Annotated in this window: 20 protein-coding genes; 12 read left to right on the top strand and 8 right to left on the bottom strand. The window is 60.7% G+C overall.

The genetic code is table 11. The features are described 5' to 3' along the window. Positions 1-212: 212 nt before the first annotated feature. Entirely contained in the window at positions 213-1,859 is a 1,647-nt protein-coding gene (gene pgi / locus ACJ8HA_RS22685; protein WP_004936690.1) for a glucose-6-phosphate isomerase, read from the top strand. 60 nt (positions 1,860-1,919) lie between these two features. Here pgi and ACJ8HA_RS22680 read toward each other — a convergent pair whose 3' ends face one another. Further along, the gene (locus tag ACJ8HA_RS22680; protein WP_043139652.1) at positions 1,920-3,353 is read right to left on the bottom strand and encodes a capsule assembly Wzi family protein; all 1,434 of its coding nucleotides are present in this window, start codon (positions 3,351-3,353) and stop codon (positions 1,920-1,922) included. A gap of 225 nt (positions 3,354-3,578) precedes the next feature. Between ACJ8HA_RS22680 and psiE the strand changes: the two genes are divergently transcribed. Next, on the top strand, positions 3,579-3,986 hold the full coding sequence (psiE, locus tag ACJ8HA_RS22675) for a phosphate-starvation-inducible protein PsiE (protein ID WP_015379238.1): 408 nt from the start codon (positions 3,579-3,581) through the stop codon (positions 3,984-3,986). Positions 3,987-4,194: 208 nt separating this feature from the next. Here psiE and malG read toward each other — a convergent pair whose 3' ends face one another. Genes malG through malE form a run of 3 tightly spaced genes read right to left on the bottom strand, consistent with a single transcriptional unit; the run spans position 4,195 to position 7,925 of the window. After that, positions 4,195-5,085, bottom strand: coding sequence for a maltose ABC transporter permease MalG (gene malG, locus ACJ8HA_RS22670; protein WP_025304466.1), 891 nt, complete (start codon positions 5,083-5,085; stop codon positions 4,195-4,197). Between the two features lie 11 nt (positions 5,086-5,096). Further along, positions 5,097-6,674, bottom strand: a complete 1,578-nt coding sequence (gene malF, locus ACJ8HA_RS22665; RefSeq protein ID WP_099816665.1) for a maltose ABC transporter permease MalF — start codon at positions 6,672-6,674, stop codon at positions 5,097-5,099. A 57-nt stretch (positions 6,675-6,731) separates the two neighbouring features. Then, positions 6,732-7,925, bottom strand: a complete 1,194-nt coding sequence (gene malE / locus ACJ8HA_RS22660; RefSeq protein WP_025304464.1) for a maltose/maltodextrin ABC transporter substrate-binding protein MalE — start codon at positions 7,923-7,925, stop codon at positions 6,732-6,734. Between the two features lie 358 nt (positions 7,926-8,283). Here malE and ACJ8HA_RS22655 point away from each other — a divergent pair, with 358 nt between their 5' ends. From ACJ8HA_RS22655 to malM, 4 genes are all read left to right on the top strand, one after another. Further along, a complete protein-coding gene (locus tag ACJ8HA_RS22655) occupies positions 8,284-9,255 on the top strand; it encodes an alpha-amylase family glycosyl hydrolase (protein ID WP_060434752.1) in 972 nt (323 codons plus the stop codon). Next, on the top strand, positions 9,248-10,357 hold the full coding sequence (gene malK, locus ACJ8HA_RS22650) for a maltose/maltodextrin ABC transporter ATP-binding protein MalK (RefSeq protein WP_025304462.1): 1,110 nt from the start codon (positions 9,248-9,250) through the stop codon (positions 10,355-10,357). The genes ACJ8HA_RS22655 and malK overlap by 8 nt, the downstream gene beginning before the upstream one ends. A 32-nt stretch (positions 10,358-10,389) precedes the next feature. Beyond that, positions 10,390-11,679 carry a maltoporin gene (locus tag ACJ8HA_RS22645; RefSeq protein ID WP_025304461.1) on the top strand — a complete coding sequence of 430 codons (1,290 nt, stop codon included), beginning with the start codon at positions 10,390-10,392 and terminating at the stop codon, positions 11,677-11,679. Positions 11,680-11,779: 100 nt separating this feature from the next. Next, positions 11,780-12,685: a maltose operon protein MalM gene (malM, locus tag ACJ8HA_RS22640; protein ID WP_025304460.1), complete on the top strand. Its 906-nt coding sequence runs from the start codon at positions 11,780-11,782 to the stop codon at positions 12,683-12,685. 55 nt (positions 12,686-12,740) lie between these two features. Here the strand turns inward: malM and ACJ8HA_RS22635 are convergent, their stop codons facing one another. The 3 genes from ACJ8HA_RS22635 to ACJ8HA_RS22625 are packed head-to-tail and all read right to left on the bottom strand — an operon-like array spanning position 12,741 to position 16,154. After that, positions 12,741-13,724, bottom strand: a complete 984-nt coding sequence (locus tag ACJ8HA_RS22635) for a nucleoside hydrolase (protein WP_442515526.1) — start codon at positions 13,722-13,724, stop codon at positions 12,741-12,743. Between the two features lie 21 nt (positions 13,725-13,745). Continuing rightward, complete coding sequence (locus ACJ8HA_RS22630) at positions 13,746-14,747, bottom strand: LacI family DNA-binding transcriptional regulator (protein WP_025304458.1); 1,002 nt, start codon at positions 14,745-14,747, stop codon at positions 13,746-13,748. 24 nt (positions 14,748-14,771) lie between these two features. Next, positions 14,772-16,154, bottom strand: a complete 1,383-nt coding sequence (locus ACJ8HA_RS22625) for an MFS transporter (protein WP_043139666.1) — start codon at positions 16,152-16,154, stop codon at positions 14,772-14,774. Between the two features lie 392 nt (positions 16,155-16,546). Between ACJ8HA_RS22625 and ubiC the strand changes: the two genes are divergently transcribed. Then, positions 16,547-17,062, top strand: coding sequence for a chorismate lyase (gene ubiC, locus ACJ8HA_RS22620; protein WP_084827467.1), 516 nt, complete (start codon positions 16,547-16,549; stop codon positions 17,060-17,062). Positions 17,063-17,079: 17 nt separating this feature from the next. Beyond that, positions 17,080-17,952, top strand: coding sequence for a 4-hydroxybenzoate octaprenyltransferase (gene ubiA, locus ACJ8HA_RS22615; protein WP_025304455.1), 873 nt, complete (start codon positions 17,080-17,082; stop codon positions 17,950-17,952). Between the two features lie 66 nt (positions 17,953-18,018). On the opposite strand, the gene plsB is transcribed toward ubiA, so the two are convergent. Next, a complete protein-coding gene (plsB, locus tag ACJ8HA_RS22610) occupies positions 18,019-20,484 on the bottom strand; it encodes a glycerol-3-phosphate 1-O-acyltransferase PlsB (RefSeq protein WP_164099888.1) in 2,466 nt (821 codons plus the stop codon). A gap of 148 nt (positions 20,485-20,632) precedes the next feature. Here plsB and ACJ8HA_RS22605 point away from each other — a divergent pair, with 148 nt between their 5' ends. The 4 genes from ACJ8HA_RS22605 (at position 20,633) to ACJ8HA_RS22590 (ending at position 23,678) form a co-directional block, all read left to right on the top strand. Next, the gene (locus tag ACJ8HA_RS22605; protein ID WP_197813171.1) at positions 20,633-21,001 is read left to right on the top strand and encodes a diacylglycerol kinase; all 369 of its coding nucleotides are present in this window, start codon (positions 20,633-20,635) and stop codon (positions 20,999-21,001) included. Positions 21,002-21,103: 102 nt separating this feature from the next. After that, positions 21,104-21,712, top strand: a complete 609-nt coding sequence (gene lexA, locus ACJ8HA_RS22600; protein ID WP_025160136.1) for a transcriptional repressor LexA — start codon at positions 21,104-21,106, stop codon at positions 21,710-21,712. A gap of 103 nt (positions 21,713-21,815) precedes the next feature. Continuing rightward, the gene (gene dinF / locus ACJ8HA_RS22595) at positions 21,816-23,153 is read left to right on the top strand and encodes an MATE family efflux transporter DinF (protein ID WP_049296289.1); all 1,338 of its coding nucleotides are present in this window, start codon (positions 21,816-21,818) and stop codon (positions 23,151-23,153) included. A gap of 315 nt (positions 23,154-23,468) precedes the next feature. Further along, positions 23,469-23,678 (top strand): CsbD family protein, encoded by a 210-nt coding sequence (locus tag ACJ8HA_RS22590; RefSeq protein WP_004936743.1) that lies wholly within the window; start codon positions 23,469-23,471, stop codon positions 23,676-23,678. The last annotated feature ends 48 nt before the right edge of the window (positions 23,679-23,726 follow it).

Genomic DNA, 23,726 nt, shown 5'->3' with positions numbered 1-23,726 from the left:
AATGACGAAATAAGTAACGATGACACAGCCTGATGACAATTCGGCAACCCCGATAACAGGCCGTTAGCCAAAAGTATAGAGTGAAAGCTGAAACGAGGCGGCAATGCGTTGACAGTTAGCGCCTATCGCAAGAAAAGCGATCATAATCACAGTCGAACAGGCTACAATCGGACAAACGCGTCATTTTTATTCTCAAGCCTAAGAGTGTTGCTATGAAAAATATCAATCCTAGTCAAACCGCTGCTTGGCAAGCCCTGCAGCAACATTATGCACAGATGAAAGACGTACGGATCGCCGACCTGTTCGCCGAGGACAGCGATCGTTTCTCCAGGTTCTCCGCGACCTTCAACGATCAAATGTTGGTGGACTATTCCAAGAACCGCATCACGCAGGAAACCCTGGAGAAGCTGCAGGCGTTGGCGAAAGAAACCGATCTGCAAGGCGCCATCAAATCGATGTTCGCCGGTGAGAAGATCAACCGCACCGAAGATCGCGCGGTGCTGCATATTGCCCTGCGCAATCGCAGCAACAGCCCGATCCTGGTCGACGGCAAAGACGTGATGCCGGAAGTGAACGCGGTGCTGGCCAAGATCAAACAGTTCTGCGCGCGCGTCATCGGCGGCGAGTGGAAAGGCTACACCGGCAAGCCGATTACCGACGTGGTGAACATCGGCATCGGCGGTTCGGATCTCGGCCCTTACATGGTGACCGAAGCGCTGCGCCCGTATAAAAACCACCTGAACATGCACTTCGTCTCCAACGTTGACGGTACCCACATCGCCGAAACGCTGCAGCCGCTGAATCCGGAAACTACGCTGTTCCTGGTGGCTTCCAAAACCTTCACTACTCAGGAAACCATGACCAACGCCCACAGCGCGCGCGACTGGTTCCTGAGCAGCGCCGCCGATCAACAGCACGTGGCCAAGCACTTCGCTGCGTTGTCCACCAACGGCAAAGCGGTGGCCGAGTTCGGCATCGATACCGACAACATGTTCGAGTTCTGGGACTGGGTAGGGGGCCGTTACTCCCTGTGGTCGGCGATCGGTCTGTCGATTGCGCTGTCCATCGGTTACGACAACTTCGAGCAGCTGCTGAGCGGCGCGCACGCCATGGACAAGCACTTCGCCGAAACGCCGGCGGAGAAAAACCTGCCGGTGCTGTTGGCGCTGATCGGTATCTGGTACAACAACTTCTTCGGCGCCGAAACCGAAGCCATTCTGCCGTACGATCAGTACATGCACCGTTTTGCCGCTTACTTCCAGCAGGGCAACATGGAATCCAACGGCAAGTACGTCGACCGCAACGGCAATCCGGTGGATTACCAGACCGGCCCTATCATCTGGGGCGAGCCGGGCACCAACGGCCAGCATGCGTTCTACCAGTTGATCCACCAGGGCACCAAGCTGGTGCCGTGCGATTTCATCGCGCCGGCCATCAGCCATAACCCGCTGGGCGATCACCACGCCAAACTGCTGTCCAACTTCTTCGCGCAGACCGAAGCCCTGGCGTTCGGCAAGTCGCTGGAAGTGGTGGAGGCGGAGTTCGCGGCGCAGGGTAAAACCCCTGAGCAGGTTAAACACGTGGCGCCGTTCAAAGTGTTTGAAGGCAACCGTCCGACCAACTCGATCCTGCTGCGTGAAATCACCCCGTTCAGCCTGGGTAGCCTGATCGCGCTGTACGAGCACAAGATCTTTACTCAGGGCGCGATCCTGAACATCTTCACCTTCGATCAGTGGGGCGTGGAGCTGGGCAAACAGCTGGCTAACCGCATCCTGCCGGAGCTGGCGGGCAGCGAGAAAATCAGCAGTCACGACAGCTCGACCAATGCGCTGATCAACCGCTTCAAGGAATGGCGCTAAGCGCCTGAGCTGAAGCCAATAAAAAACCCGCCGCGGCGGGTTTTTTTACGTCTGCGAAAGTTACAGATTGATTGGTACTTCGAAGCTGACGCCCGCGCCCACGTCATCGGCGGTGCTGTGATCGTTGTCGGTGTACCACAGGCTGGTATCGAATTTAACCTGAGAATCGAAGCTGTAACCCCAGCCGAGCTGAATGCCTTTCAGCGTATCGGAACGTGGGAACGCCCGGTTGATAGTTTGGTTGTTCGGGTTCACTTTGGCGTACACCAGTCGGGTACTCCAACGTTGGCCATCGTCCAGCACCATTTCCACGCGACCGGACAGCATTTGGCCGTCTCCGCCCATCGCATGACCCAGCGGATAACCTTGCTGGTAGTAACCGCCCTTGTAGACGTAGTGGTAATACATCACATTATTGTCGTGGCCATCGGAGCGTGTATCCGACCCTTCGATATACCAGTTGATGGTCGTTGGACCCCACTCTGGGTGCCCTTCCAGGCCCAACAGATAGGCATTATGCGAAGGCAGCATACCGGCTTCATCTTCGCCGGTGATTTGGCCATACAGGCTGACCGGCAGACCGATGAGCGGCTGCAGCTTGAGTTTGAAGTCAAATCCGCCCAGTTGGTTGCCCGGATCGTTTTTCGGATCGCCGGTGTTATCGTTGCCAGTTACGCCATCCCAGAAGGAACTCCAGGAGTGAGGGCGGCCTTCACCACCCCACATCATGACGCGTGAAGCGCCCAACTCCAGAAAGTCGGTAGGCATCATAGTGAAACGGCCGCCAAACAATTTGGTATGTGGGACAGAACTGTACTGCGAAAGCTGGCCGGCGGACAATTGATATTGCCAGCGGCCGATCCACGACAGCCACGGGGTTTCAAACGGTGATTGGTCGGCGCGCTGCAGCATAAAGCCGGCCACCGGGCGCGCGGCGTCGGAGCGGATCAGGCTGCCGTCGTAGCCCGGTCCCCACCACTGGGAAACCTCGCCGAAGGAGAGCCACTGATTCCAGATTTTCACCGCGCCGTAGGAGCCGTTCATATTGAATTTGGAACCGTCGCTGACGCGCTGATCGCCTTCCACCGAGCCCTGCAGACGCACGTCCCAGAACTCGCCGTTGGCGCCGGCGCCGATGGTCAGGCGATCGTCGGCGTACTCGTTTTGGCCGAAGCCCTGCGGGGTGCCGGGTTTATCGGTCGACGCGTAACCGCTGACGCGGATGTTGGCTTTCAGGGCATCGACACGACGTTGTACGCGGTCAATGACGTTTTTCTCGGTGTTGGTCACCGGCTTGGCCTGCGCGATAACGGAACTGATCTCTTCTTGACTCAGCGGCCAGGTGGACAGGCTGACGTTGATAACGCCGCGGTCAGACAACCAGGCGAGATCGTTACGCAGATCGTTGTCAGGGGCTACCAGGCCGGCGGCGTGGCCGGACAATGCACAGGTAAACAGGCCCGCAGCGACCAGTCCGTTAAGTTTAGCGCGCATAAAGAATTCCCTTGTTAATTCGAGGTTATTGGTTTTATGTAAAGATCTCTGTGACCCATGATAGTTGACATTTCGATTTGCTACAAATCTATAAGCCAGAAACATCTTATTATAACTTTATGAATTAAATGGGGTTTAAAGTGCTTTCGCGCGGGGCATAATTTTTAAGACAATGCCTATATTGGCACGGTTGAATCATATAAGCGGTATTCAGAGAGAGGTTTTATGGCAAAAACGTCGCGTTCGATAATGATAGCGAAAGGACTGCAGCGAGTACTGAACGTAGGTTTGCTGCTGCTGGCGGCAATTCTGGTGGTGTTTCTGGTCAAGGAAACCATCCATCTGGCGAAGGTGTTATTTATCAACAGCGAAGAGTCGTCTTCTTACCTGTTGATTGAAGGTATCGTGATTTATTTCCTGTACTTTGAATTTATCGCCTTGATCGTCAAGTATTTTGAGTCGGGTTATCATTTCCCGTTGCGCTATTTTATTTACATTGGCATTACCGCGATTATTCGTTTGATTATCGTGGACCACAAAAACCCCATCGATACCCTGATCTACGCCGCGGCGATATTGGTGCTGGTGGTGACGCTCTATCTGGCCAATACCGACCGGCTGAAACGGGAGTAGCGATAAAAATGGCGGCCAAAGGCCGCCAAAGACACAGGATATAATTACCCGTCGTCTTTCAAGCGACAGCGTTGTTGACTGCACTCGCTAACCCCAGTTACTTACTGAAGTAAGCGCCTGGGCTTAGCGAGCTGGTCGCCTAGCTGTAACTTGAAATCCATAGGGTAAAAGATAAGGAAAAACATCAAACGCACTGCAGTGGCACAAATTACCCCTTCACGCCGCCGGCCGTCAGGCCGCCCACCAGCCAACGCTGCGCCAGCAGGAACACGGCGGTAATCGGTATCGCTGACAGCACCGCGGCGGCGGCGAAGTCGCCCCACAGGTAGTTCTGCGGGTTGAGATATTGCTGCATCCCCACCGCCAGCGTGTAGCTGTTCACATCGCGCAGCAGCAGCGACGCGACCGGCACTTCGGTGATGGCGGCGATAAACGACAGAATGAATACCACCGCCAAAATCGGTACCGACAGCGGCAGCAGCACCAGACGGAATGCCTGCCACGGCGTGGCGCCGTCCAGCGCTGCCGCTTCTTCCAGCGAGTTGTCGATGGTTTCGAAATAGCCCTTGATGGTCCAGACGTGCAGCGCGATGCCGCCCATGTAGGCGAAGATCACGCCGCCGTGGGTGTTCAGGCCGATAAACGGAATGTACTGGCCCAGGCGATCGAACAGGGCGTACAGCGCCACCAGCGACAACACTGCCGGGAACATCTGGAAGATCAGCATGCTTTTCAGCAACGTGCTCTTGCCGCGAAAACGCATGCGGGCGAAGGCGTAGGCGCAGGTGGTGGATAGCGTCACGATGCCGATGGCGGTGATCGCCGCGATCTTGATGGAGTTCCACAGCCACAGCAGCACCGGGAACGGCGGCGGCGTCACGCTGCCGTCGGCGTGGGTGACGCTGAAGCCGAGCGCCAGCCGCCAGTGATCCCAGGAGAGGGTTTCCGGTATCAGGCTGCCGGTGGCGAAGTTGCCGGCGCGCAGCGAGATGGCGACCACCATCAGCAGCGGGAACATGATCAGGGCGATAAAGCACAGCATCAATATATGGGTGATCCACAGGCGCAGGCGCTGGGATTTGGGTTGAACCATGGCCATCGTTATTCTCCCTAATCGAAGTTCATCTTGCTGGCTTTTAAATTCAGGATTGCCAGCGCGCCCACCAACAGGAAGATCAGCGTGGCGATGGCGGCCGCCAGCCCGAAGTCTTGCCCGCCGCCGCCTTCGAAGGCGATGCGGTAGGTGTAGCTGACCAGCAGATCGGTATAGCCGGCCGGCGTGGTGGTGCCGATCATGTCCGGGCCGCCGTTGGTCAGCAGCTGGATCAGCACGAAGTTGTTAAAGTTGAAAGCGAAGCTGGCGATCATCAGCGGCGTCAGCGGCTTGATCAGCAGCGGTAAGGTGATGCGGAAGAAGTTTTGCCACGGGTTGGCGCCGTCCATCGCCGAGGCCTCGTACAGATCGTCCGGGATCGCCTTCAGCAGCCCCATGCACAGGATCATCATGTACGGATAGCCGAGCCAGGTGTTGACGATCAGGATCATGCTCTTGGCGGTGAGCGGATCGCTGAACCAGGCCGGTTTGATGCCGAACAGATGGCTGAGCATCATGTTGATCTCGCCGAAGCTCTGGTTGAACAAACCTTTGAAGATCAGGATCGAGATGAACGATGGCACCGCATAGGGCAGGATCAGCAGCACGCGGTAGATCGCCTTGCCTTTCAGCGCCTCCCACTGCACCACGCAGGCCAGCACCATGCCGACTGCCACGGTGAGGATCACCGTCATCACCGAGAACACGATGGTCCAGATGAAGATCGACACGAACGGTTTCTTGATGCCCTCGTCCTGTAGCACCCGCAGGAAGTTTTTCCAGCCGGTGGTGACGGTATAACCCGGGCTCAGGGTTTCCTGCGCCCAGCCGCCGTCGGCGTTGATCGCCTGATAGAAGCCGATGTCGCCGTTTGGCCGGTAGCGTACCTGGGTCTGATTGTTGGTCAGCGTGCTGCCGTCTTTGTCCAGCGCATACAGCGGGCGGGTGCCGGAGAACTGGCGCAGGGAGCTCATGCGCAATTCCCCGCCGTCGGGCAGTTGCGCCACCAGCTGGCTCAGCGCCTGCCGGTTCTGGGTAATCACCCGCAGCGTGGCGCGTTCGCCCTGCGGCGCGGCGTTCTGCGCCGTCAGTTTCAGGGTTTGCGGCGCGGCGGCGTCGAGGCGGAAAGGCTCGGAGATCAGCGGCTGTTCACTGTCCGGTGGCGTCAGCTGCAGGCGCCACTGCTGGTTTTCCGCCGGGTAGAGGCCAAAGGTAAAGGTTTGGCCGCTCTGGAACTGGCGCTGCATCAGCACCGATTGCGCGCGTTCAAAAGTCAGCTGGTTGGTGCTGCTGTAGTTGGTGAAAGCGATGGCGATGGTGCAAATCAGCGGGAACAGGACGAACAGCCCCATGCCGGCGACGCCGGGATACACATAGCGCCAGGCGTAGGCGCGGCGGTTGGCGAAGACGTAAAGCCCGGCGCTGACCAGGATCAGCGTCAGGATGGCGAACAGGTATTCACCCTGTGCATACATCAACACAATCAGGTAGCAGGTCACCAGGCTGAACAGGCCGACCACCAGCCATTTCAGCGCGTCGCTTTGCCACCACTTCGATTTTTTACGCGCGGGCGTCCCGGCGTGAGCGAATTGCATAGGGCGTTCCTTTCTGTGAAGCAACGGCGGGGCACCGTGGCACCCCGCACGACGTCGTTACTTGGTGATACGGGTCTGCACGTCGTCCAGCGCGGCTTTCACCGTCTGACGGCCGCTGACGGCGTTGATCACCGCGCTGCGTTCGGCGTACCAGAAGGCGCTCATCTGCGGGATGTTCGGCATGATTTCCCCGTTTTGCGAGTTCTGCATGGTGGCCGCTATCTTCGGATCTTTGGCTAGCGCTTCCTGATAGGACTTCAGCGCCACCGCGCCCAGCGGTTTGTCTTTGTTGACGTCCGCCAGCCCTTCGTTGGTCAGCAGGTAGTTCTCGAGGAACTCGGTCGCCAGCTCTTTATTCGGGCTGGCGGCGTTGATGCCGGCGGTCAGCACGCCGACGAACGGCTTGGACGGCTTGCCTTTGAAGGTCGGCAGCAGCGTCACGCCGTAGTTGATTTTGCTCTGCTCGATGTTGTTCCAGGCCCACGGCCCGTTGATGGTCATCGCGGTCTGGCCTTTGTTGAACGCGGCTTCGGCGATCGAGTAGTCGGTATCGGCGTTGATGTGTTTGTTTTTCACCAGATCGACGATGAACTGCAGACCGGCCTGCGAACCGGCGTTGGCGACGCCGACATCCTTGATGTTGTATTTGCCGTTTTCATACTTGAAGGCATAACCGCCGTCGGCGGCGATGATAGGCCAGGTGAAGTAGGGTTCCTGCAGGTTCCACATGATGGCGCTCTTGCCGTTGGCGCGCAGCTGTTTGTCCAGCGCCGGGATTTCTTCCCAGGTCTTCGGCGGCTGTTTGACCAGGTCTTTGTTATAAATCAGCGACAGCGCCTCGACGGCGATCGGGTAGCCGATCAGCTTGCCGTCATAGCGCACGGCGTCCCAGGTGAACGGGAACAGCTTGTCCTGGAAGGCTTTGGACGGGTGGATTTCGGCCAACAGGCCGGACTGCGCATAGCCGCCGAAGCGGTCGTGGGCCCAGAAGATGATGTCAGGGCCGTCACCGGTGGCGGCCACCTGCGGGTATTTCTCTTCCAGCTTGTCCGGGTGCTCGACGGTGACTTTGATGCCGGTGTCTTTTTCGAATTTCTTGCCGACTTCGGCCAGGCCGTTATAGCCCTTGTCGCCGTTGATCCAGATAACCAGTTTGCCTTCCTCGATCTTGGCGAAGGCGGAAGAAGAGAGCACCAGGGTGGCCAGTGCCGAGAGCGCCAGCGTGCGGGCGAGGGTAATGCTGCGAGTCATAATCCAGTCCTTCTTTTTGTGGGCACATAAATCAAGGAGAGACGTTTCGCGGTAATAGTGGGTCACAACGCGACATATTCTCATCCTCCCCCCCTCTACGCCCCTGAGATGAGGAGTGTGATCCAGTTAACGTTGCGCTCTATTCTGTGGCGTCAGGCACAAAATAGGGGGGCGATTTTTGCCAGCCGGATCACAGAATTGCCTTAAGCGCGGAACTTCTCATCGCCGCGGTCGTTCTCTCATCCTCCCGCCTCCTCCCCCATGAAAAATCTTGTTACGGATGATTACCCTTTCCGGCGACTCCCGCACTATCGGCCCATTGATTTTCAACGCTACGCGCAGCAGGGATACCGGATTTATGTCGTCAACGCCTATCGCTACTCAGCCCACCCTGTACCGGATCCATCCGGCCAGTTTCCGTGACGGAAACGGGGACGGCGTGGGCGACGCGCACGGCATGCTGGCGGCGCTGCCGTATCTGAAAGCGCTGTCGATCGACGGCCTGTTGCTGCCGCAGACGCTGGCGCCGGGGGCCGAGGCGACGGTGACGGGCGAAGGGCTGACGCTGTGGTACGGCGATGAAGCCAACCGCGTTCGCAATGCCGTCGCGCCGCGGCGGTTCGCCCACGGTGCGCTGGCGCTGGACGTGATGCCGTTCAGCGCGGAGAAGCTGGTGGCGGTGCTGCACGCCCGTCGTACCACATTGGCGGACAGCCTGTGGAGCACCGGGGACGCCGATCAGCCCCGGGTGGTCAGCCGCTGGGGGCAGGGCGACCTGCGTTCCGCCGCCGCCTTTCTGACGCTGCTGGCGATGCTACCGGCGCCAATCTGCCTGTATCAGGGCGAGGAGCTGGGGCTGCCGCATGCCGCCGGCCTGCAAGATCCGCGCGGCGCGCAAACGCCGATGCCGTGGCACGAAGCCCCCGAACAGGTCACCGCCGGCGAAATCAGCTGGTATCAACAGGTGGCGATCGAACACCGCGCATTGGCCATCAGCCGCCAACAGCACGACAGCCACTCCACCTTACGTTACTGCCAGGCGCTGTTGGCCCTGCGTCGTTCGCCGCTCATCCAGCACGGCGAACTGAACGAAGTCAGCCAGCGCGATGGCGTGGTGCGCTTACTTATTACCCATCAGGATCAATGCCTTGAAGCGCTGATAAACCTGCAGCCTTATACTCAGGCGGCCGCGCCGTCTGAGGCGACCTTGCCGTTGGCATGGCAGCACGGCGCGCAGCAAGAGGGTCATCAATGGGTTTTGGCGGGCTTTGCCTCCGCCATTTTCACACGACATGTTAACTGCGAAAGCAGGGGAGTAACGCATGGCTAGCGTGACACTGCGCAGCGTTTATAAGGCCTTCGGTGAGGCCGTGATTTCCAAAGACGTCAATCTGACCATCGAAGACGGCGAGTTTGTGGTGTTTGTCGGGCCTTCGGGCTGCGGTAAATCGACGCTGCTGCGCATGATCGCCGGGCTGGAGGACATCACCTCCGGCGAACTGCTGATCGGCGAGAAACGTATGAATGAGGTGCCGCCTTCCGAGCGCGGCATCGGCATGGTGTTCCAGTCCTACGCGCTGTATCCGCACCTGTCGGTGGCGGACAACATGTCGTTCGGCCTGAAGCTGGCCGGCGCCAAGAAAGCGGAAATCAATCAACGGGTGAACCAGGTTTCCGAGGTGCTGCAACTGGCGCACCTGCTCGACCGGCGGCCGAAGGCGCTGTCCGGCGGGCAGCGTCAGCGCGTGGCGATCGGCCGCACGCTGGTGGCCGAGCCGGACGTATTCCTGCTTGACGAACCGCTGTCCAACCTCGACGCCGCGCTGCGGGTGCAGATGCGCATCGAGATCTCCCGTCTGCACAAGCGCCTGCAGCGCACCATGATTTACGTCACCCACGATCAGGTCGAAGCGATGACGCTGGCCGACAAGATCGTGGTGCTCGATGCCGGTCGCGTGGCGCAGGTCGGCAAGCCGCTGGAACTGTATCACTACCCGGCCAACCGCTTCGTCGCCGGGTTTATCGGCTCGCCGAAGATGAACTTCCTGCCGGTCAAGGTGACCGCGGCGGAGCCGCAACAGGTGCAGGTCGAACTGCCCAACCGCCAGCTGGTCTGGCTGCCGGTGGAAGGCGCGGGCGTTCAACCCGGCGCCAACCTGTCACTGGGCATTCGCCCTGAACATCTGCTGCCCGGCGAAGCCTCAGAAGTGCGGCTTACCGGCGACGTACAGGTGGTGGAGCAGCTCGGCAACGAGACGCAAATCCACATCCAAATCCCGGCCATCCGTCAAAACCTGGTGTACCGCCAGAATGACGTGGTGCTGGTAGAAGAAGGTGCCACATTCGCCATCGGCCTGCCGCCTCACCGCTGCCACCTGTTCCGTGAAGACGGTACGGCATGTAAACGGCTGCACCAGGAGCCGGGCGTTTAAAGCATCAAAGTCGGTATAACAGGAGAATAATGATGACTACTCTGCGCAAACTTCCTCTGGCACTGGCTGTCGCCGCCGGTGTTCTCTCTACTCAGGCGCTGGCCGTGGATTTCCACGGTTACGCCCGTTCCGGCATCGGCTGGACCGGCAGCGGCGGTGAGCAACAGTGTTTCAAGGCCACCGGCGCCGCGAGTAAATACCGTCTCGGCAACGAATGCGAAACCTACGCCGAACTGAAACTGGGGCAGGAAGTGTGGAAAGAAGGCGACAAGAGCTTCTATTTCGACACTAACCTGGCCTATTCGGTCTCGCAGCGTTCCGACTGGGAAGATGTGACCCCGGGCTTCCGCGAAGTCAACGTGCAGGGTAAAAACCTGATCGAGTGGCTGCCGGGCTCCACGCTGTGGGCCGGTAAGCGCTTCTATCAGCGTCATGACGTTCACATGATCGACTTCTACTACTGGGATATCTCCGGCCCGGGCGCCGGTCTGGAAAACATCGATCTGGGCTTCGGCAAGCTGTCCGCTGCCGTGACCCGCAACTCGGAGTCCGGCGGCTCTTACGGCTACCTGGATAACGAATGGAAACAGCGTCCAACCGTCAACGACACCTTCGACGTGCGCTTGGCCGGGCTGGAGCTGAACCCGGGCGGCACCCTGGAGCTGGGCGTGGACTACGGCCGCGCCAATGCGCAGGATAACTACCGCCTGGCCGACGGCGCCAGCAAAGACGGCTGGATGTTCACCGCCGAACACACGCAGAGTATCCTGAACGGTTACAACAAGTTCGTGCTGCAGTACGCCACCGACTCGATGACCTCGCAGAACAACGGCCGCAACGAAGGCGCCACCATTGATAACAACGGCAAGATGATCCGCGTGTTGGATCACGGCGCCATCGACTTCAACGATCAGTGGGCACTGATGTACGTCGCCATGTTCCAGGACATCGACCGCGACAACAACAACGGCACCACCTGGTACACCGTGGGCGTGCGCCCGATGTACAAATGGACGCCGATCATGAGCACCTTGCTGGAGGCGGGCTATGACAACGTCAAATCCCAGCGCACCGGCGATCGCAACGGCCAGTATAAAGTGACCCTGGCGCAGCAATGGCAGGCGGGCAACAGCATCTGGTCGCGTCCGGCCATCCGCCTGTTCGCCACCTACGCCAAGTGGGATGAGAAGTGGGGCTACGCCACCGGCGATGACACCGGGTATAACGCCGGCACCGCTTACAACGACACCAGCATGCATACCTTCAGCCGCGGCAAGGATGACGAAGTCACCTTCGGCGCCCAGATGGAAATTTGGTGGTAACGACGACAGGACGGGGAGGGCCGCCGGCTCTCTCCCAACCGCATTCGCCGCGGCCGGATCTCTTGCCTGATCCGCCGCGGCGCTGAAAGAGGATATAACGATGAAAAAGAATCTGCTGTCACTCTGCCTGTCGCTGGCGCTGACCGTCGGCGCGCCTCTGGCGGCCAACGCCGAGACGCCGGCCAACGTTTCCGTCGCGCCGGCCATCAGCGCCGCCACGCTGCAAAGCCTGCCGTGGCAGCCGCTGCAGCCGCCGGTGTCGCAAGAAGTGAAGCTCGACGCCGTCAGCCCGCAGCTCAATCAGGGCGAGATCCAGGGGGCGATCGCCGCCTATACGCTGCCGGCCGATCGCGGCTCGCTGGAAGTGACGCTGAGCAGCCTCGCTAAAAACAATTCGCTGTACGCGCCGAGCGTGCTGGTGCTGGACGAGCATCTGCGCCCGGCGGCGTATTACCCGAGCAGCTATTTCCCTTACCAGCCGCCGGGAGCAATGTCCTCCGATCGCCTCGAAGGCACGTTGAAACTGACGCCGGCGCTTGGTCAAAAACAGATTTACCTGCTGGTGTACACCACTCGGCAGGACTTGGCGAAAACCACGCAGTTGACCAATCCGGCCAAGGCCTATGCGCAGGGCGTGGGCAACGCGGTGCCGGATATCCCGGATCCAATCGCCGGCCACGCGACGAGCGGCACGCTGAAGCTCAAGGTGACCGCGGAACAGGGCACCGGCAACGTGATGATCGGTATGCTGCAGCCTGCGCCGACCGTGGCGCCGGTGGTGGTAGGATCAACCGCACCGGCCGCCGTGGCGGCGCCGGCACCGACCCCAGAGAAACCGGCGGAGCCGATGCTCAACGATACCGAAAGCTACTTCAATAATGGCATCAAGCAGGCGGTGAAGGCGGGCGATATCGACAAGGCGCTGAAACTGATGAATGAGGCCGAGAAGTTGGGCTCGACCACTGCGCGTAAAACGTTTATCAGCAGCGTTAAAGGCAAGGGGTAACACCCAGCGCTGCCGATGCTGGCTCGATGATTGGTGCGCCTTGGCGCACCTTTTTTCATCCGCGCGCCAGCGTTGCGCCGATCAACGCCAGTAGACGGGCGTTGTCCACCTGCTGCATGATGCGCACCGGCTTGCCCTGCGGCGGCGGCATGCCGACCGTCAGGCGTAGGCTGTCCGGCCGCCAACGGCGTGAGCTGCCGCGCGTCAACGCCCCTTCCAGCGCCACATCCACATGGAACATTTCGGTCGTGACCAGCTGCGGTTCCAGCAGCCAGGCGATCACCAGTGCATCATGGATCCAGCAGCCCGGCAGGCGCCGCGTATGGCGCGAATAGTCGATCCACGGCTGCGTGGTGGCGCGCAAATAGCGGCACAGCGGCGTATCCGGCTGCGTCAGTGCGGCCAGATCCGCCTGGGTCAGCATGGTCTGGGTGGTGACATCCAGCGGCGCCAGCGTGATAGCGGCGCCGCTGTTCAGCACCAGCCGCGCCGCTTCCGGATCCAGGCCGAAATTGGTGTCCTTGATGTATCCCTCGACGTTGAACACGCCGCCCATGATCACGATCTCTTTCACCGCCTGCGCCATCTGCGGGTAAAGCTGCATGGCGTGCGCAACGTTGGTCAGCGGGCCGATCGCCGCCAGCGTGATCTCGCCGGGATGGCGGCAGATCAGCTCGCCGATGGCGATGGCGGCGTCCGGTGCGGGCGCGTTGGTGAGTGAGGGCGCGGGCAAGTCGCGCCACAGCGCTGCCAGCTTGGGATCGGCGATCGGGCGGTCCAGATGCGCGCGCCACGGCTCCGGCGGCTCACTCAGGGCGCGCGCCGCGCCGAGGGCGACAGGAACCTGATAGCCGCTCTGCGCCAGCAGATCGGTGGTGACGGCGAAGCCCACTTCGCGCGGGGTGTTGCCGGCCACGATGCTGATCAGCTCCAGCTGCAGCTGCGGTTTGGCCGCCAGCGCCAGGGCCAGCGCCAGCCCGTCGTCGACGTTGGCGCCGGGGACGCCATTGCCGGGATCGCAATCAATGATTAAACGCATATAAGGTGTCCTGAAAACCCGCTAACAGCCGCATGAATGGCGGATGCGCAGTTGAAAAGCGAATTCATGCAGCTCGGCGGGCGCGGCACCGGCGGCCAGCATGGCGATGGCCCGCTTGGCCATGGCGTCGATCGGCTGCTCGACCGCGCTGAGCGGCGGCACGCTGAATTCGGATTGCTGCGTGCCGTTAAAACAAATCAGCGCCAGATCGTCCGGTGCGCGCAACCCATGCTCTGCCAGCGCCGACAGGCAGCCGAGCGCCTGCTGTTCGTTAGAGGTGAAAACGGCGCGTGGGCGTGGGCCTTGCACCAGGCACTGGGTGGCCTGGTAGCCGCCCTGGCGGGTGTAGGGCACCTCGAAAATCCACTCGTCGCGCGGCGCAATGCCCGCCTCCAGCAGCGCATCGCGCCAGCCGTTCAGGCGATCCTGCGCGTTGAGCATGGTCAGCGGGCCGATAAAAATGCCGATGTCGCGATAGCCGTGCTGCAGCAGATGGCGGGTCGCCTGGCAGGCGGCGTCGCGCTCGTCGACGCGGATGGCGCAGACGCCGGCCTGGCTGTCGATGGTGTCTATCATCACGCAGGGCGTGCCGGAGGCGCGGATCAGCTCGAACCACGGATGGCGATCGACGCTGGTGTACAGCAGGCCGTCGACCTGGCGGCGCAGCAGGTTGTTGATCAGCTCATACTCACGCTGCCGGTCATCGCCGGCGTCACCCAGCAGCAGCACGCGGCCGCGGCTGAAGGCCTCTTGCTGCAGCGCCCGCGCCAGCGTGGCGAAGAAAGGGTTGGAAATATCCGGCACCACCAGCCCGTAGGTTTGCGTGCTGCCGGAGGCCAATGCCCGCGCGATGTCGTTAGGCCGGTAGCCGGTCTGCTCGATCGCCGCCAGCACGCGCAGCCGGGTGGCTTCCGCCACCGGGCGCGGGCCGTTGTTGATCACATAGCTGACCACGGCGACGGAGGTGCCCGCTACGCGGGCCACGTCGGCGCGGGTAACGCGTCGCGCGGAGTGATTATCCAAATTGGGTTCCTGTTCGCCTTCTCGCTACGCGGCATCCTGCGGCAGGTTGAGATCGCGGCCGCGGGTTTCGGGAGCAAAGAAGGTGGTGATTAAGCCGATGGCCGCCATTACAACAAAATAGCAGGCGACAGGCCACCAGTGACCGAAACCGGACAGCAGCGCGGTGGCGATCAGCGGCGCGGTGCCGCCGGAGAGGATCGAACCGAGCTCTTTGGCGAACGCCATCTTGGAGTAGCGATTCTTCACGCCGAACAGTTCGACGCCGTAGGCCGCCTGCACGCCGAAGATCCCCAGCGATGCGATGCACATGCCGACCACGATCACCGAGATGACGATCGCTGGTTCACGGCTGTCGAGCAGCCAGAACGCCGGGAAGGCGTACAGCACCAGCAGCAGGCAGAACCAGCGGTAGGTGATGCGGCGGCCGAAGCGATCGGACAGCCAGCCGGCCAGCGGGATCACCAGAAAACCGCACAGCGAGGCGATCAACACCGCCAGCGCCGGCACCGATTTATCGACCATCAGCACCTTGGCGACATAGCCGACGATAAAGCCCTGGCACAGGTAGGAAGGGCCGTTTTCGCCGATGCGCAGGCCGAGCATCACCCAGAACGCCTTGGTGCGCTGCAGGTAGCTGCGCGTATCCGGCGCGGCCTGGGCGGCGTCCAGCATGCGCTGGTGGTTTTGTTGCAGCTCGCGTTCGAAGACCGGCGTTTCCCGCACGTGGCGACGCAGGTACAGCGCCGCACCGGCGATCAGAATGCTGGCGAGGAACGGAATGCGCCAGCCCCAGCTCATCAGATCTTCCTTGTCCAGCTGCAGTACCAGCAGCCATACCAGCGACGCCAGCAGAGTGCCGCTGTTCGAGCCAATGGCGATGATCGACGCCACCAGCCCGCGCCGTTTGGCCGGCGCGTATTCCGCCAGCATCACCGCGCCGCCGGACAGTTCCGCACCGGCGCCGAACCCCTGCGCGAAGCGCAGGATCACTAGGCAGGCGGGCGCCCAGACGCCGATTTGCGCATAGGAGGGGATCAGGCCGATCAGCGTGGTGGAGAGGCCCATCAGCGCCACGGTGGTGATCAGCACCACGCGGCGGCCTTTGCGATCGCCGATCCAGCCGAACACCAGCGCACCGATCGGCCGCGCGACGAAGCCGACGGAGTAGGTGGCGAAACTGGCCAGCAGCGCCACCAGCGGCGTGGCTTCCGGGAAGAACACGTCGCCGAACACCATGCCGGCTGCCAGGCCGTACAGCGCGAAGTCGACGTATTCCATGGCGGTGCCGAGCCAGCAGGAGAAGGTGGCGCGCCAAAATTGGCTGCGCCCCTCTTTGGTTGCCAGGCGTTCATCGGCCGCCAGCGCGGCGTCGGCGGTCTGTGAAGGGGCAAGCGTTGTTTCGCTCATGGCAGTGCTATCCTCTTTTGTTCTGCGCCTGGAGGGGCGCGGTTAAAGATGGTTTCCCTGGTGCCGGCAACAAAGGTGTGCCGACAAATCATGTCGGACGCATGGCGATTCAACGCTGCTGTATCAGGGTATCTACGCGCGTAGATAACACAACGCGAGGAAGCTGAAACTTTGCGGGCGATCACAGAATCGTCAGCGCGCCGGGAAATGAAGATAGAGAAGGCGGATGGCAAAAAGATGACAGAACCCCGGTTTTTCCGGCCGATAGGCCTGCCGTTTTCGCCACGAATCAGCCTGCCGCTTTCGTATTTCTGCGCTACAATGGGGGCCTGTTAACAGTTTGTATCGTCTGGCGCGCCGTACCGGCTGCGGTTCAGGCGAGGAGTAAAGCAATGTCTGGCATCAGGGATTCCATCCTGCCGCCGCTGGAGTGGTTGTCCGAACAGGATCCTCCGGCGCCCGCCGCCGTCAGCGATTGGCTGATGGAGTTAGGCTCCATGACCCGCCGATTTGAACGCCATTGCGCCCAGGTGCGCGTCGAACCGCAGCGCGAATGCTTCGTCACGCGCGAGGCGCTGGGCGACGAGGCGAAGCACCTGCCAAACAGCCCGCGCTACTGGCTGCGCGAAGTGGTGCTGCTGGGTGACGACCAGCCCTGGCTGCTGGGGCGCACGGTGATCCCGGAAAATACGCTGACCGGCCCTGACCAGGCGCTGGTGGATCTGGGCACGCTGCCGCTGGGGCGCTACCTGTTCAGCAGCGGCGATCTGACCCGCGACTATATCCATATCGGCCGACAGGACGCGCTGTGGGCGCGTCGTTCACGGCTGCGGCTGGCGGGCAAGCCGCTGTTGCTGACCGAACTGTTTTTACCGGCTTCACCGCTGTATTCAGCGGTCCCCGCATAAGAGAGGAGAGCAAGACGTTGGAGGGAAGCGTGACTCAAAGTAAATGGCGGGCTTACAGCCATTTGATGCGCATTGATAAACCGATCGGCACGCTGTTGCTGTTGTGGCCGACGCTGTGGGCGCTGTGGCTGGCCGGGAAAGGCGTGCCGCCGCTGTCGATTCTGGTGGTGTTCGTGCTCGGCGTGTTCCTGATGCGCGCCGCCGGCTGCGTGGTGAATGACTACGCCGATCGCGCGGTGGACGGCTACGTAAAGCGCACCGCCGGGCGGCCGATGCCGAGCGGTCGGGTGAGCGCGAAAGAGGCCAAGGTGCTGTTCGTGGTGCTGGTGCTGATCTCCTTCTGCCTGGTATTGACGCTGAACGCTATGACCATCTGGCTGTCGCTGGCGGCACTGGCGCTAGCCTGGGTGTATCCGTTTATGAAGCGGGTGACCAACCTGCCGCAGTTCGTGCTGGGTGCCGCGTTCGGCTGGGGCATTCCGATGGGCTATGCGGCGGTCAGCGAATCGCTGCCGCTCAGCTGCTGGCTGCTGCTGCTGGCCAACATCTGCTGGACGGTGGCCTACGACACGCTGTATGCGATGGTCGACCGCGACGATGACCTGAAGATCGGTATCAAATCTACCGCTATCCTGTTCGGGCGCTATGACAAGCTGATCGTCGGGTTGCTGCAGTTCGCGACGCTGCTGCTGCTGGTGTGGGTCGGTTATCTGGCGCAGCTCGGCGGCGCGTTTTACTGGTCGCTGTTGCTGGCGGGCGCGCTGTTCATTCACCAGCAAAAGCAGATCGCCGGGCGTGAGCGCGAAGCCTGCTTCAAGGCCTTCCTGCAGAACAACTATGTCGGGCTGGTGGTGTTTATCGGCATCGCGCTGAGTTATCTGCCTGCGTAACGGTTTCCTGCAGCAAGAAAAAAGGCACCTCTCGGGGTGCCTTTTGTGTTTCCGCGCCGGACGAAATCACTCGTCTTGCTCTTCTTCCGCATCGGTTTGCGGCAGAGCGTTGGTCTCTTCCGGCATGTTGACGCTTTCGATGGTCAGCTTGATTTCCGGTGTGATCAGATCGCTCAGCATGTTGTACACCTCGAGGGTGTGCTCGCGGATCGCATCGCCGCTGTCGTTGATATAGCCTTCTTCGCGCAGCGTCGCCACCAGGGTGGAGAATACCGCCTTGTCGAAGAACTCCGGCGCGTTGATGCCGTGCAGCACCGATAGACGCTGCGCCATGATGCGGCTTTCTTTCTCCAGCGCGCCGCGGTTGATGCTCGGGTTAGCGCTGAGGATCGACATAGTGATGGCGTAGCGTTGCAGGGTTTCGCGCACCCCGGCGGCCAGCAGCTGCAGCGGGCGAATGCGCGCCGGGTTCAGCACCAGCTCGTCGCCTTTGTCGCAGATAAGCTGTTGGCGGATCAGCTCGTCGATCATCGGCCGCAGCACGTCCGGCAGCTGTTCCTTGTCGTTATGCAGGAACAGCTCGGCTTTCAGCATCGGGTAAATCATGCCAATCTGGCGCAGCAGTTCGGCGCGCGATACCCGGCGATGATGCATGACGATGCTGGCGATCAGCGACGGCAACACCAGCAGGTGGTGGATGTTGTTGCGGTAATAGGTCATCAGCACCGCCTGCTCGCGCGGCAGGATGATGATGTCGCCGATGTTGTCCTTTTCCACCTCGAACTTGTTCATGTTCAGCGCGTGATCCAGCAGCTCGTCCGGCGTCTGCGATGGTACGGTGACGTCATGGGCGTAAGGCGCGTTGCGCATCAGCTGCAGGTAGCACTCGAGCTGCTCGAGCAATTGTTCGCGGGTCAGCGAACGCTGGCGCGAGGCCAGCAGCGCGGTGGAACACAGGTTCATGGCGTTGGCCGCGGCGGCGTTGTTGATGCGCACCATGATCTGGCCGGCGAGATCGTTGACCGTCGGCGTCAACCAGCTTGGGCGCTGAGCTTCGATCGGATCGATCGACTCGCGCCACTGCGGCACGTGCTGGTTGAGGTAAGCGGTCAACGGCAGCGGTTCGCCGAAGTTGACGTAACCCTGGCCCAGGTTACGCAGCTTGCGCAGGCCGCGCAGCATCTGCAGCAGGCTCTCTTTTTCCTTGGTGGCGCCGCGCAGCTCTTTGGCGTAGGTACCCACTTCCATCACGTGCTCGTAGCCGATGTAGATCGGCACCAGCGTGATCGGACGGGTGCCGCCGCGCAGCATCGCCTGGATGGTCATCGACAGGGTGCCGGTCTTCGGCTCCAGCAAGCGCCCGGTGCGGGAGCGGCCGCCTTCCACGAAGTATTCCACCGAGTAACCGCGGGTGAACAGCTCGCCGAGGTATTCGCGGAACACCGTCGAGTAAAGCTTGTTGCCCTTGAAGGTGCGGCGGATGAAGAACGCGCCCAGGCGACGGAAGATCGGGCCGGCCGGCCAGAAGTTGAGGTTGATGCCCGCAGCGATGTGCGGCGGCACCAGGCCCTGGTGATACAGCACGTAGGACAGCAGCAGATAGTCCATGTGACTGCGGTGGCAGGGCACGTAGACGATCTCGTGGCCGTCCTGCGCCAGCTGGCGCACACGCTCAGCGTTGGTGACGTTGATGCCCTGATACAGCCGGTTCCAGGTCCAGCTCAGCACGCGGTCGGACAGACGCACGGTTTCGTAGGAGAAATCGGCGGCGATCTCTTCCATCAGCGCGATGGCGTTCTGCTGGGCCTTCTCGTGCGAGATCTTCTTGCTGCGCGCTTCGTCCTCGACCGCTTTTTCGATCGCTTTGGACGCCAACAGCTTGTTGAACAGGTCCTGACGGGCCGGCAGGCTCGGGCCTACCGCGGCCAGGCGCTGACGCGAGAAGTGCATGCGCGCCACGCGCGCCAGTTTCTGCGCGATGGTTTTATCCGTGCCGTGCTCGGTGGCCATGCGGCGCAGCGAAACGGTGTTGGAGAAACGCACGAAGCTGTCGCGGCCGAGCCACAGTACGGCGAAGAATTTCTGCACGCCGTTCAACAGACGCAGGTGTGGCGTGCCGTGGCCTTCGCGGCCCGGCGAACGGCCGAACATGACCGAAACCGGCAGCATCTGAATGTCGAGATCCGGATTGCTGCGATGCAGATCCAGATAGTCGTGGAACAGCTTTACCGACTCTTCTTTCGGGGTGTAGTAGCGGAACACGCGCGGGCCGTCGTGAATGAACACGTAGCTCGGCAGCACGGTGCCGTCGATCTCCAGCGCGTTGAGCGGATCGGGCAGATCCTGCGCCAGGCACTGGGTGCGCAGCGTCAGCAAATCCGCCTTGGAATTGTAAGGTAAAACATACAAAATCGGCCGTGAGGGATCCAACCCTAGCTCGGTAACCGGATCTGAAGGGATGACCTTACTTCTTACCAACAATTTAAGTGGTAAATTCAATATTTTATAATAAATTTTACGCCAACCTGACATAACAACGTGAAGCCTCTTGTTAGCAATGCGCCGCAAGCATACCAGAAACCGGGTAGCAGATCTGTGGTGTTCGAAAACCGAGAGCCGTCAGCGCGGACTGTTCTAGACTCTTTTTATTATGACCGACCTCTGAGAAAGGCACGAAAACATGGCAAACCAAGCAACCGGATTGACCCGCATCATCAAGGCCGCCGGCTATTCTTATAAAGGGCTTTCCGCCGCCTGGCAACACGAGGCGGCGTTCCGCCAGGAACTGGTGGTGGCCCTCCTGGCTATCATACTGGCTGTCTGGCTGGACGTGGGTGCGATAGCGCGCATTTTATTGATCGGATCGGTGGCGCTGGTGATGATCGTCGAGATCCTGAACAGCGCGATCGAGGCGGTGGTGGATCGCATCGGCAGCGAACACCATGAGCTGTCCGGGCGGGCCAAGGACATGGGATCGGCGGCGGTGTCGCTGGCGATCGTGCTGGCGCTGTTCGTATGGGGCACGGTCTTGTGGCAGCATTTTGGCTGACGAAAGTCGCCTACTGACTGATTTTTATTTATTCTTCGGTTCCCAATCCGCGCTTACCTGTATATACTCACAGCAAGACTGTATAAACAAACAGGGGGCGGAATGAAAGCACTAACTACCAGACAGCAAGAGGTCTACGATCTGATTCGCGATCATATTTCGCAAACGGGCATGCCGCCAACGCGTGCCGAGATCGCGATGCGTCTGGGGTTCCGTTCGCCTAACGCCGCCGAAGAGCACCTGAAGGCGCTGGCACGCAAAGGCGTGATCGAAATCGTCTCCGGTGCGTCGCGCGGTATCCGCCTGTTGATGGAAGAAGAAGAAGGGCTGCCGCTGATCGGTCGCGTCGCCGCCGGCGAACCGCTGCTGGCGCAGCAGCACATCGAAGGGCACTACCAGGTGGATCCTTCCCTGTTTAAACCGAGCGCCGATTTCCTGTTGCGGGTGAACGGCATGTCGATGCGCGACATCGGCATTCTGGACGGCGATCTGCTGGCGGTGCACAAAACGCAAGACGTGCGCAACGGCCAGGTCGTGGTCGCGCGCATCGAAGACGAAGTGACGGTCAAGCGCTTGAAAAAGCACGGTAACGTGGTTGAGCTGCTGCCGGAGAACAATGAATTCCAACCGATCGTGGTCGATCTGCGCCAGCAGAATTTCACGATCGAAGGGCTGGCGGTCGGCGTGATCCGCAACGGCGACTGGATTTAATCGCCGCGCCATCACCGCCGCTCCCTGTATCAATCGCCCCTGTTTTGGGGCGTTTTTGTTTCTGACTTCGCCCTTTGTCACTCTGTCACAGGAACATCCCATCATGCGCCTGATTTCCGCCTTCACCAGCGACACCGATAAAGCCCTGTGGCGCCTCGCCCTGCCGATGATTTTCTCCAATATCACCGTGCCGCTGCTCGGGCTGGTGGACACCGCGGTGATCGGCCACCTCGACAGCCCGATCTATTTGGGAGGCGTGGCGATCGGCGCGGTGGCGACCAGCTTCCTGTTCATGCTGCTGCTGTTCCTGCGCATGAGCACCACCGGCCTCGCGGCGCAGGCGCTGGGAGCGAAGAACCCGCAGGCGCTGGCACGCGCCTTTATGCAACCGCTGCTGCTGGCGTTGTTGGCCGGGGGGGCGATCGTCCTGTTGCGCTACCCGCTGATTGAACTGGCGCTGCGGATCGTCGGCGGCGATGGCGAGGTGCTGGAGCAGGCGCGGCGTTTTCTTGAGATCCGCTGGTTGAGCGCACCGGCGGCGCTGGCCAACCTGGTGCTGCTGGGCTGGCTGCTCGGCGTGCAGTACGTGCGTGCGCCGGTGATCCTGCTGATCGTCGGCAACCTGCTGAACATCGTGCTGGATATCTGGCTGGTGATGGGCCTGGGCTGGAACGTACGAGGGGCGGCGGCGGCCACCGCCATCGCCGAATATGCCACGCTATTGCTCGGCCTGTGGCTGGCGTGGCGAGTGATGCGTCTGCGCGGTATTACCCTGGCGATGCTGCGTCAGGCCTGGCGTGGCGATCTGCGCCGCCTGCTGGCGCTCAATCGCGACATCATGTTGCGCTCATTGCTGCTGCAGCTGTGTTTTGCGTCGCTGACCATTTTCGGCGCTCGCCTGGGGAGCGATGTGGTGGCGGTTAACGCGGTGTTGATGAACCTGCTGACGTTTACCGCCTATGCGCTCGACGGCTTCGCTTATGCGGTGGAGGCCCATTCCGGCCACGCCTACGGTGCCCGGGACGGCAGCCAACTGCGTAAGGTGTGGCACGCGGCCTGCAGGCAGGCTGGGCTGGTCGCGTTGGCTTTCGGCCTGGCGTATGCCGTTACCGGCCAGCAGATCGTGGCGGCGTTGACCTCCTTGCCGGAGCTGCGTGCGTTGGCCGCCCACTATTTACCGTGGCAGGTTATTCTGCCGCTGGTCGGGGTGTGGTGCTATTTGCTGGACGGCATGTTTATCGGTGCCACGCGCGGCGCCGAGATGCGTAACAGTATGGCGGTGGCCGCGGCAGGATATGGTTTGGCGCTGTTCAGCGTGCCGCTGCTAGGCAACCACGGGCTCTGGCTGGCGCTGGCGGTGTTTCTGACGTTGCGTGGCGTGGCGCTGGGTTGGATTTGGCACCGTCATCAGGTGCGCGGCAGCTGGTTTGCTGCACGTTAGACCGGACGCTTTGTTGGGTTAATTATTAATTTATCTTATGTTTTTATTCATGTTTGCTTACATGTTTCCAGCCTGAATACTTCCGGTTTAGTTCGTTGTTTGTTAGCGTTTTTTGTGTTTATTTTTCTTTTTAATGGTTTTTTATTCTGATGTTTGGCTTTTTTATTTCCATGTTTAACTAGAATGAATCATGTGGCTGGTGAATGAAGGGGAGCGGTGCTTCTTAAGGTGAAGGGAGTATCAACCAGAAAAACTTCTGTTTAACCCCGGCCAGCGACAGGGATCACTGATTCACCACAGGTTAACGGAGAGACTATGAATAAAGATCAAGCCGACGGTAACTGGAAGCAGCTGAAAGGCAAAGTGAAGGAAAAATGGGGCAAGCTGACCGATGACGATCTGACGGTCATCGAAGGGAAACGCGAACAGCTAGTCGGTAAAATCCAGGAGCGCTACGGTTACCAGAAAGAGGCGGCCGAGAAAGAGGTGAAAGCCTGGGAAGATCACACCAAACACCGCTGGTAACACGCAGGGCCGCCACTGACGGCGGCCGGCAACAGCGCAGGCCGGCGT

Source organism: Serratia sp. CY33802, assembly GCF_052169095.1.
In the GTDB taxonomy this organism is placed as follows: domain Bacteria; phylum Pseudomonadota; class Gammaproteobacteria; order Enterobacterales; family Enterobacteriaceae; genus Serratia; species Serratia bockelmannii.
The sequence above is the reverse complement of the archived record's forward strand: the minus strand, read 5'-3'. Positions and strand labels throughout refer to the sequence as shown.

Coding starts and splice junctions, on each gene's coding strand:
- pgi (WP_004936690.1), top strand. CDS start 213: ATGAAAAATATCAATCCTAGTCAAACCGCTGCTTGGCAAGCCCTGCAG.
- ACJ8HA_RS22680 (WP_043139652.1), bottom strand. CDS start 3,353: ATGCGCGCTAAACTTAACGGACTGGTCGCTGCGGGCCTGTTTACCTGT.
- psiE (WP_015379238.1), top strand. CDS start 3,579: ATGGCAAAAACGTCGCGTTCGATAATGATAGCGAAAGGACTGCAGCGA.
- malG (WP_025304466.1), bottom strand. CDS start 5,085: ATGGCCATGGTTCAACCCAAATCCCAGCGCCTGCGCCTGTGGATCACC.
- malF (WP_099816665.1), bottom strand. CDS start 6,674: ATGCAATTCGCTCACGCCGGGACGCCCGCGCGTAAAAAATCGAAGTGG.
- malE (WP_025304464.1), bottom strand. CDS start 7,925: ATGACTCGCAGCATTACCCTCGCCCGCACGCTGGCGCTCTCGGCACTG.
- ACJ8HA_RS22655 (WP_060434752.1), top strand. CDS start 8,284: ATGTCGTCAACGCCTATCGCTACTCAGCCCACCCTGTACCGGATCCAT.
- malK (WP_025304462.1), top strand. CDS start 9,248: ATGGCTAGCGTGACACTGCGCAGCGTTTATAAGGCCTTCGGTGAGGCC.
- ACJ8HA_RS22645 (WP_025304461.1), top strand. CDS start 10,390: ATGACTACTCTGCGCAAACTTCCTCTGGCACTGGCTGTCGCCGCCGGT.
- malM (WP_025304460.1), top strand. CDS start 11,780: ATGAAAAAGAATCTGCTGTCACTCTGCCTGTCGCTGGCGCTGACCGTC.
- ACJ8HA_RS22635 (WP_442515526.1), bottom strand. CDS start 13,724: ATGCGTTTAATCATTGATTGCGATCCCGGCAATGGCGTCCCCGGCGCC.
- ACJ8HA_RS22625 (WP_043139666.1), bottom strand. CDS start 16,154: ATGAGCGAAACAACGCTTGCCCCTTCACAGACCGCCGACGCCGCGCTG.
- ubiC (WP_084827467.1), top strand. CDS start 16,547: ATGTCTGGCATCAGGGATTCCATCCTGCCGCCGCTGGAGTGGTTGTCC.
- plsB (WP_164099888.1), bottom strand. CDS start 20,484: ATGTCAGGTTGGCGTAAAATTTATTATAAAATATTGAATTTACCACTT.
- ACJ8HA_RS22605 (WP_197813171.1), top strand. CDS start 20,633: ATGGCAAACCAAGCAACCGGATTGACCCGCATCATCAAGGCCGCCGGC.
- lexA (WP_025160136.1), top strand. CDS start 21,104: ATGAAAGCACTAACTACCAGACAGCAAGAGGTCTACGATCTGATTCGC.
- dinF (WP_049296289.1), top strand. CDS start 21,816: ATGCGCCTGATTTCCGCCTTCACCAGCGACACCGATAAAGCCCTGTGG.
- ACJ8HA_RS22590 (WP_004936743.1), top strand. CDS start 23,469: ATGAATAAAGATCAAGCCGACGGTAACTGGAAGCAGCTGAAAGGCAAA.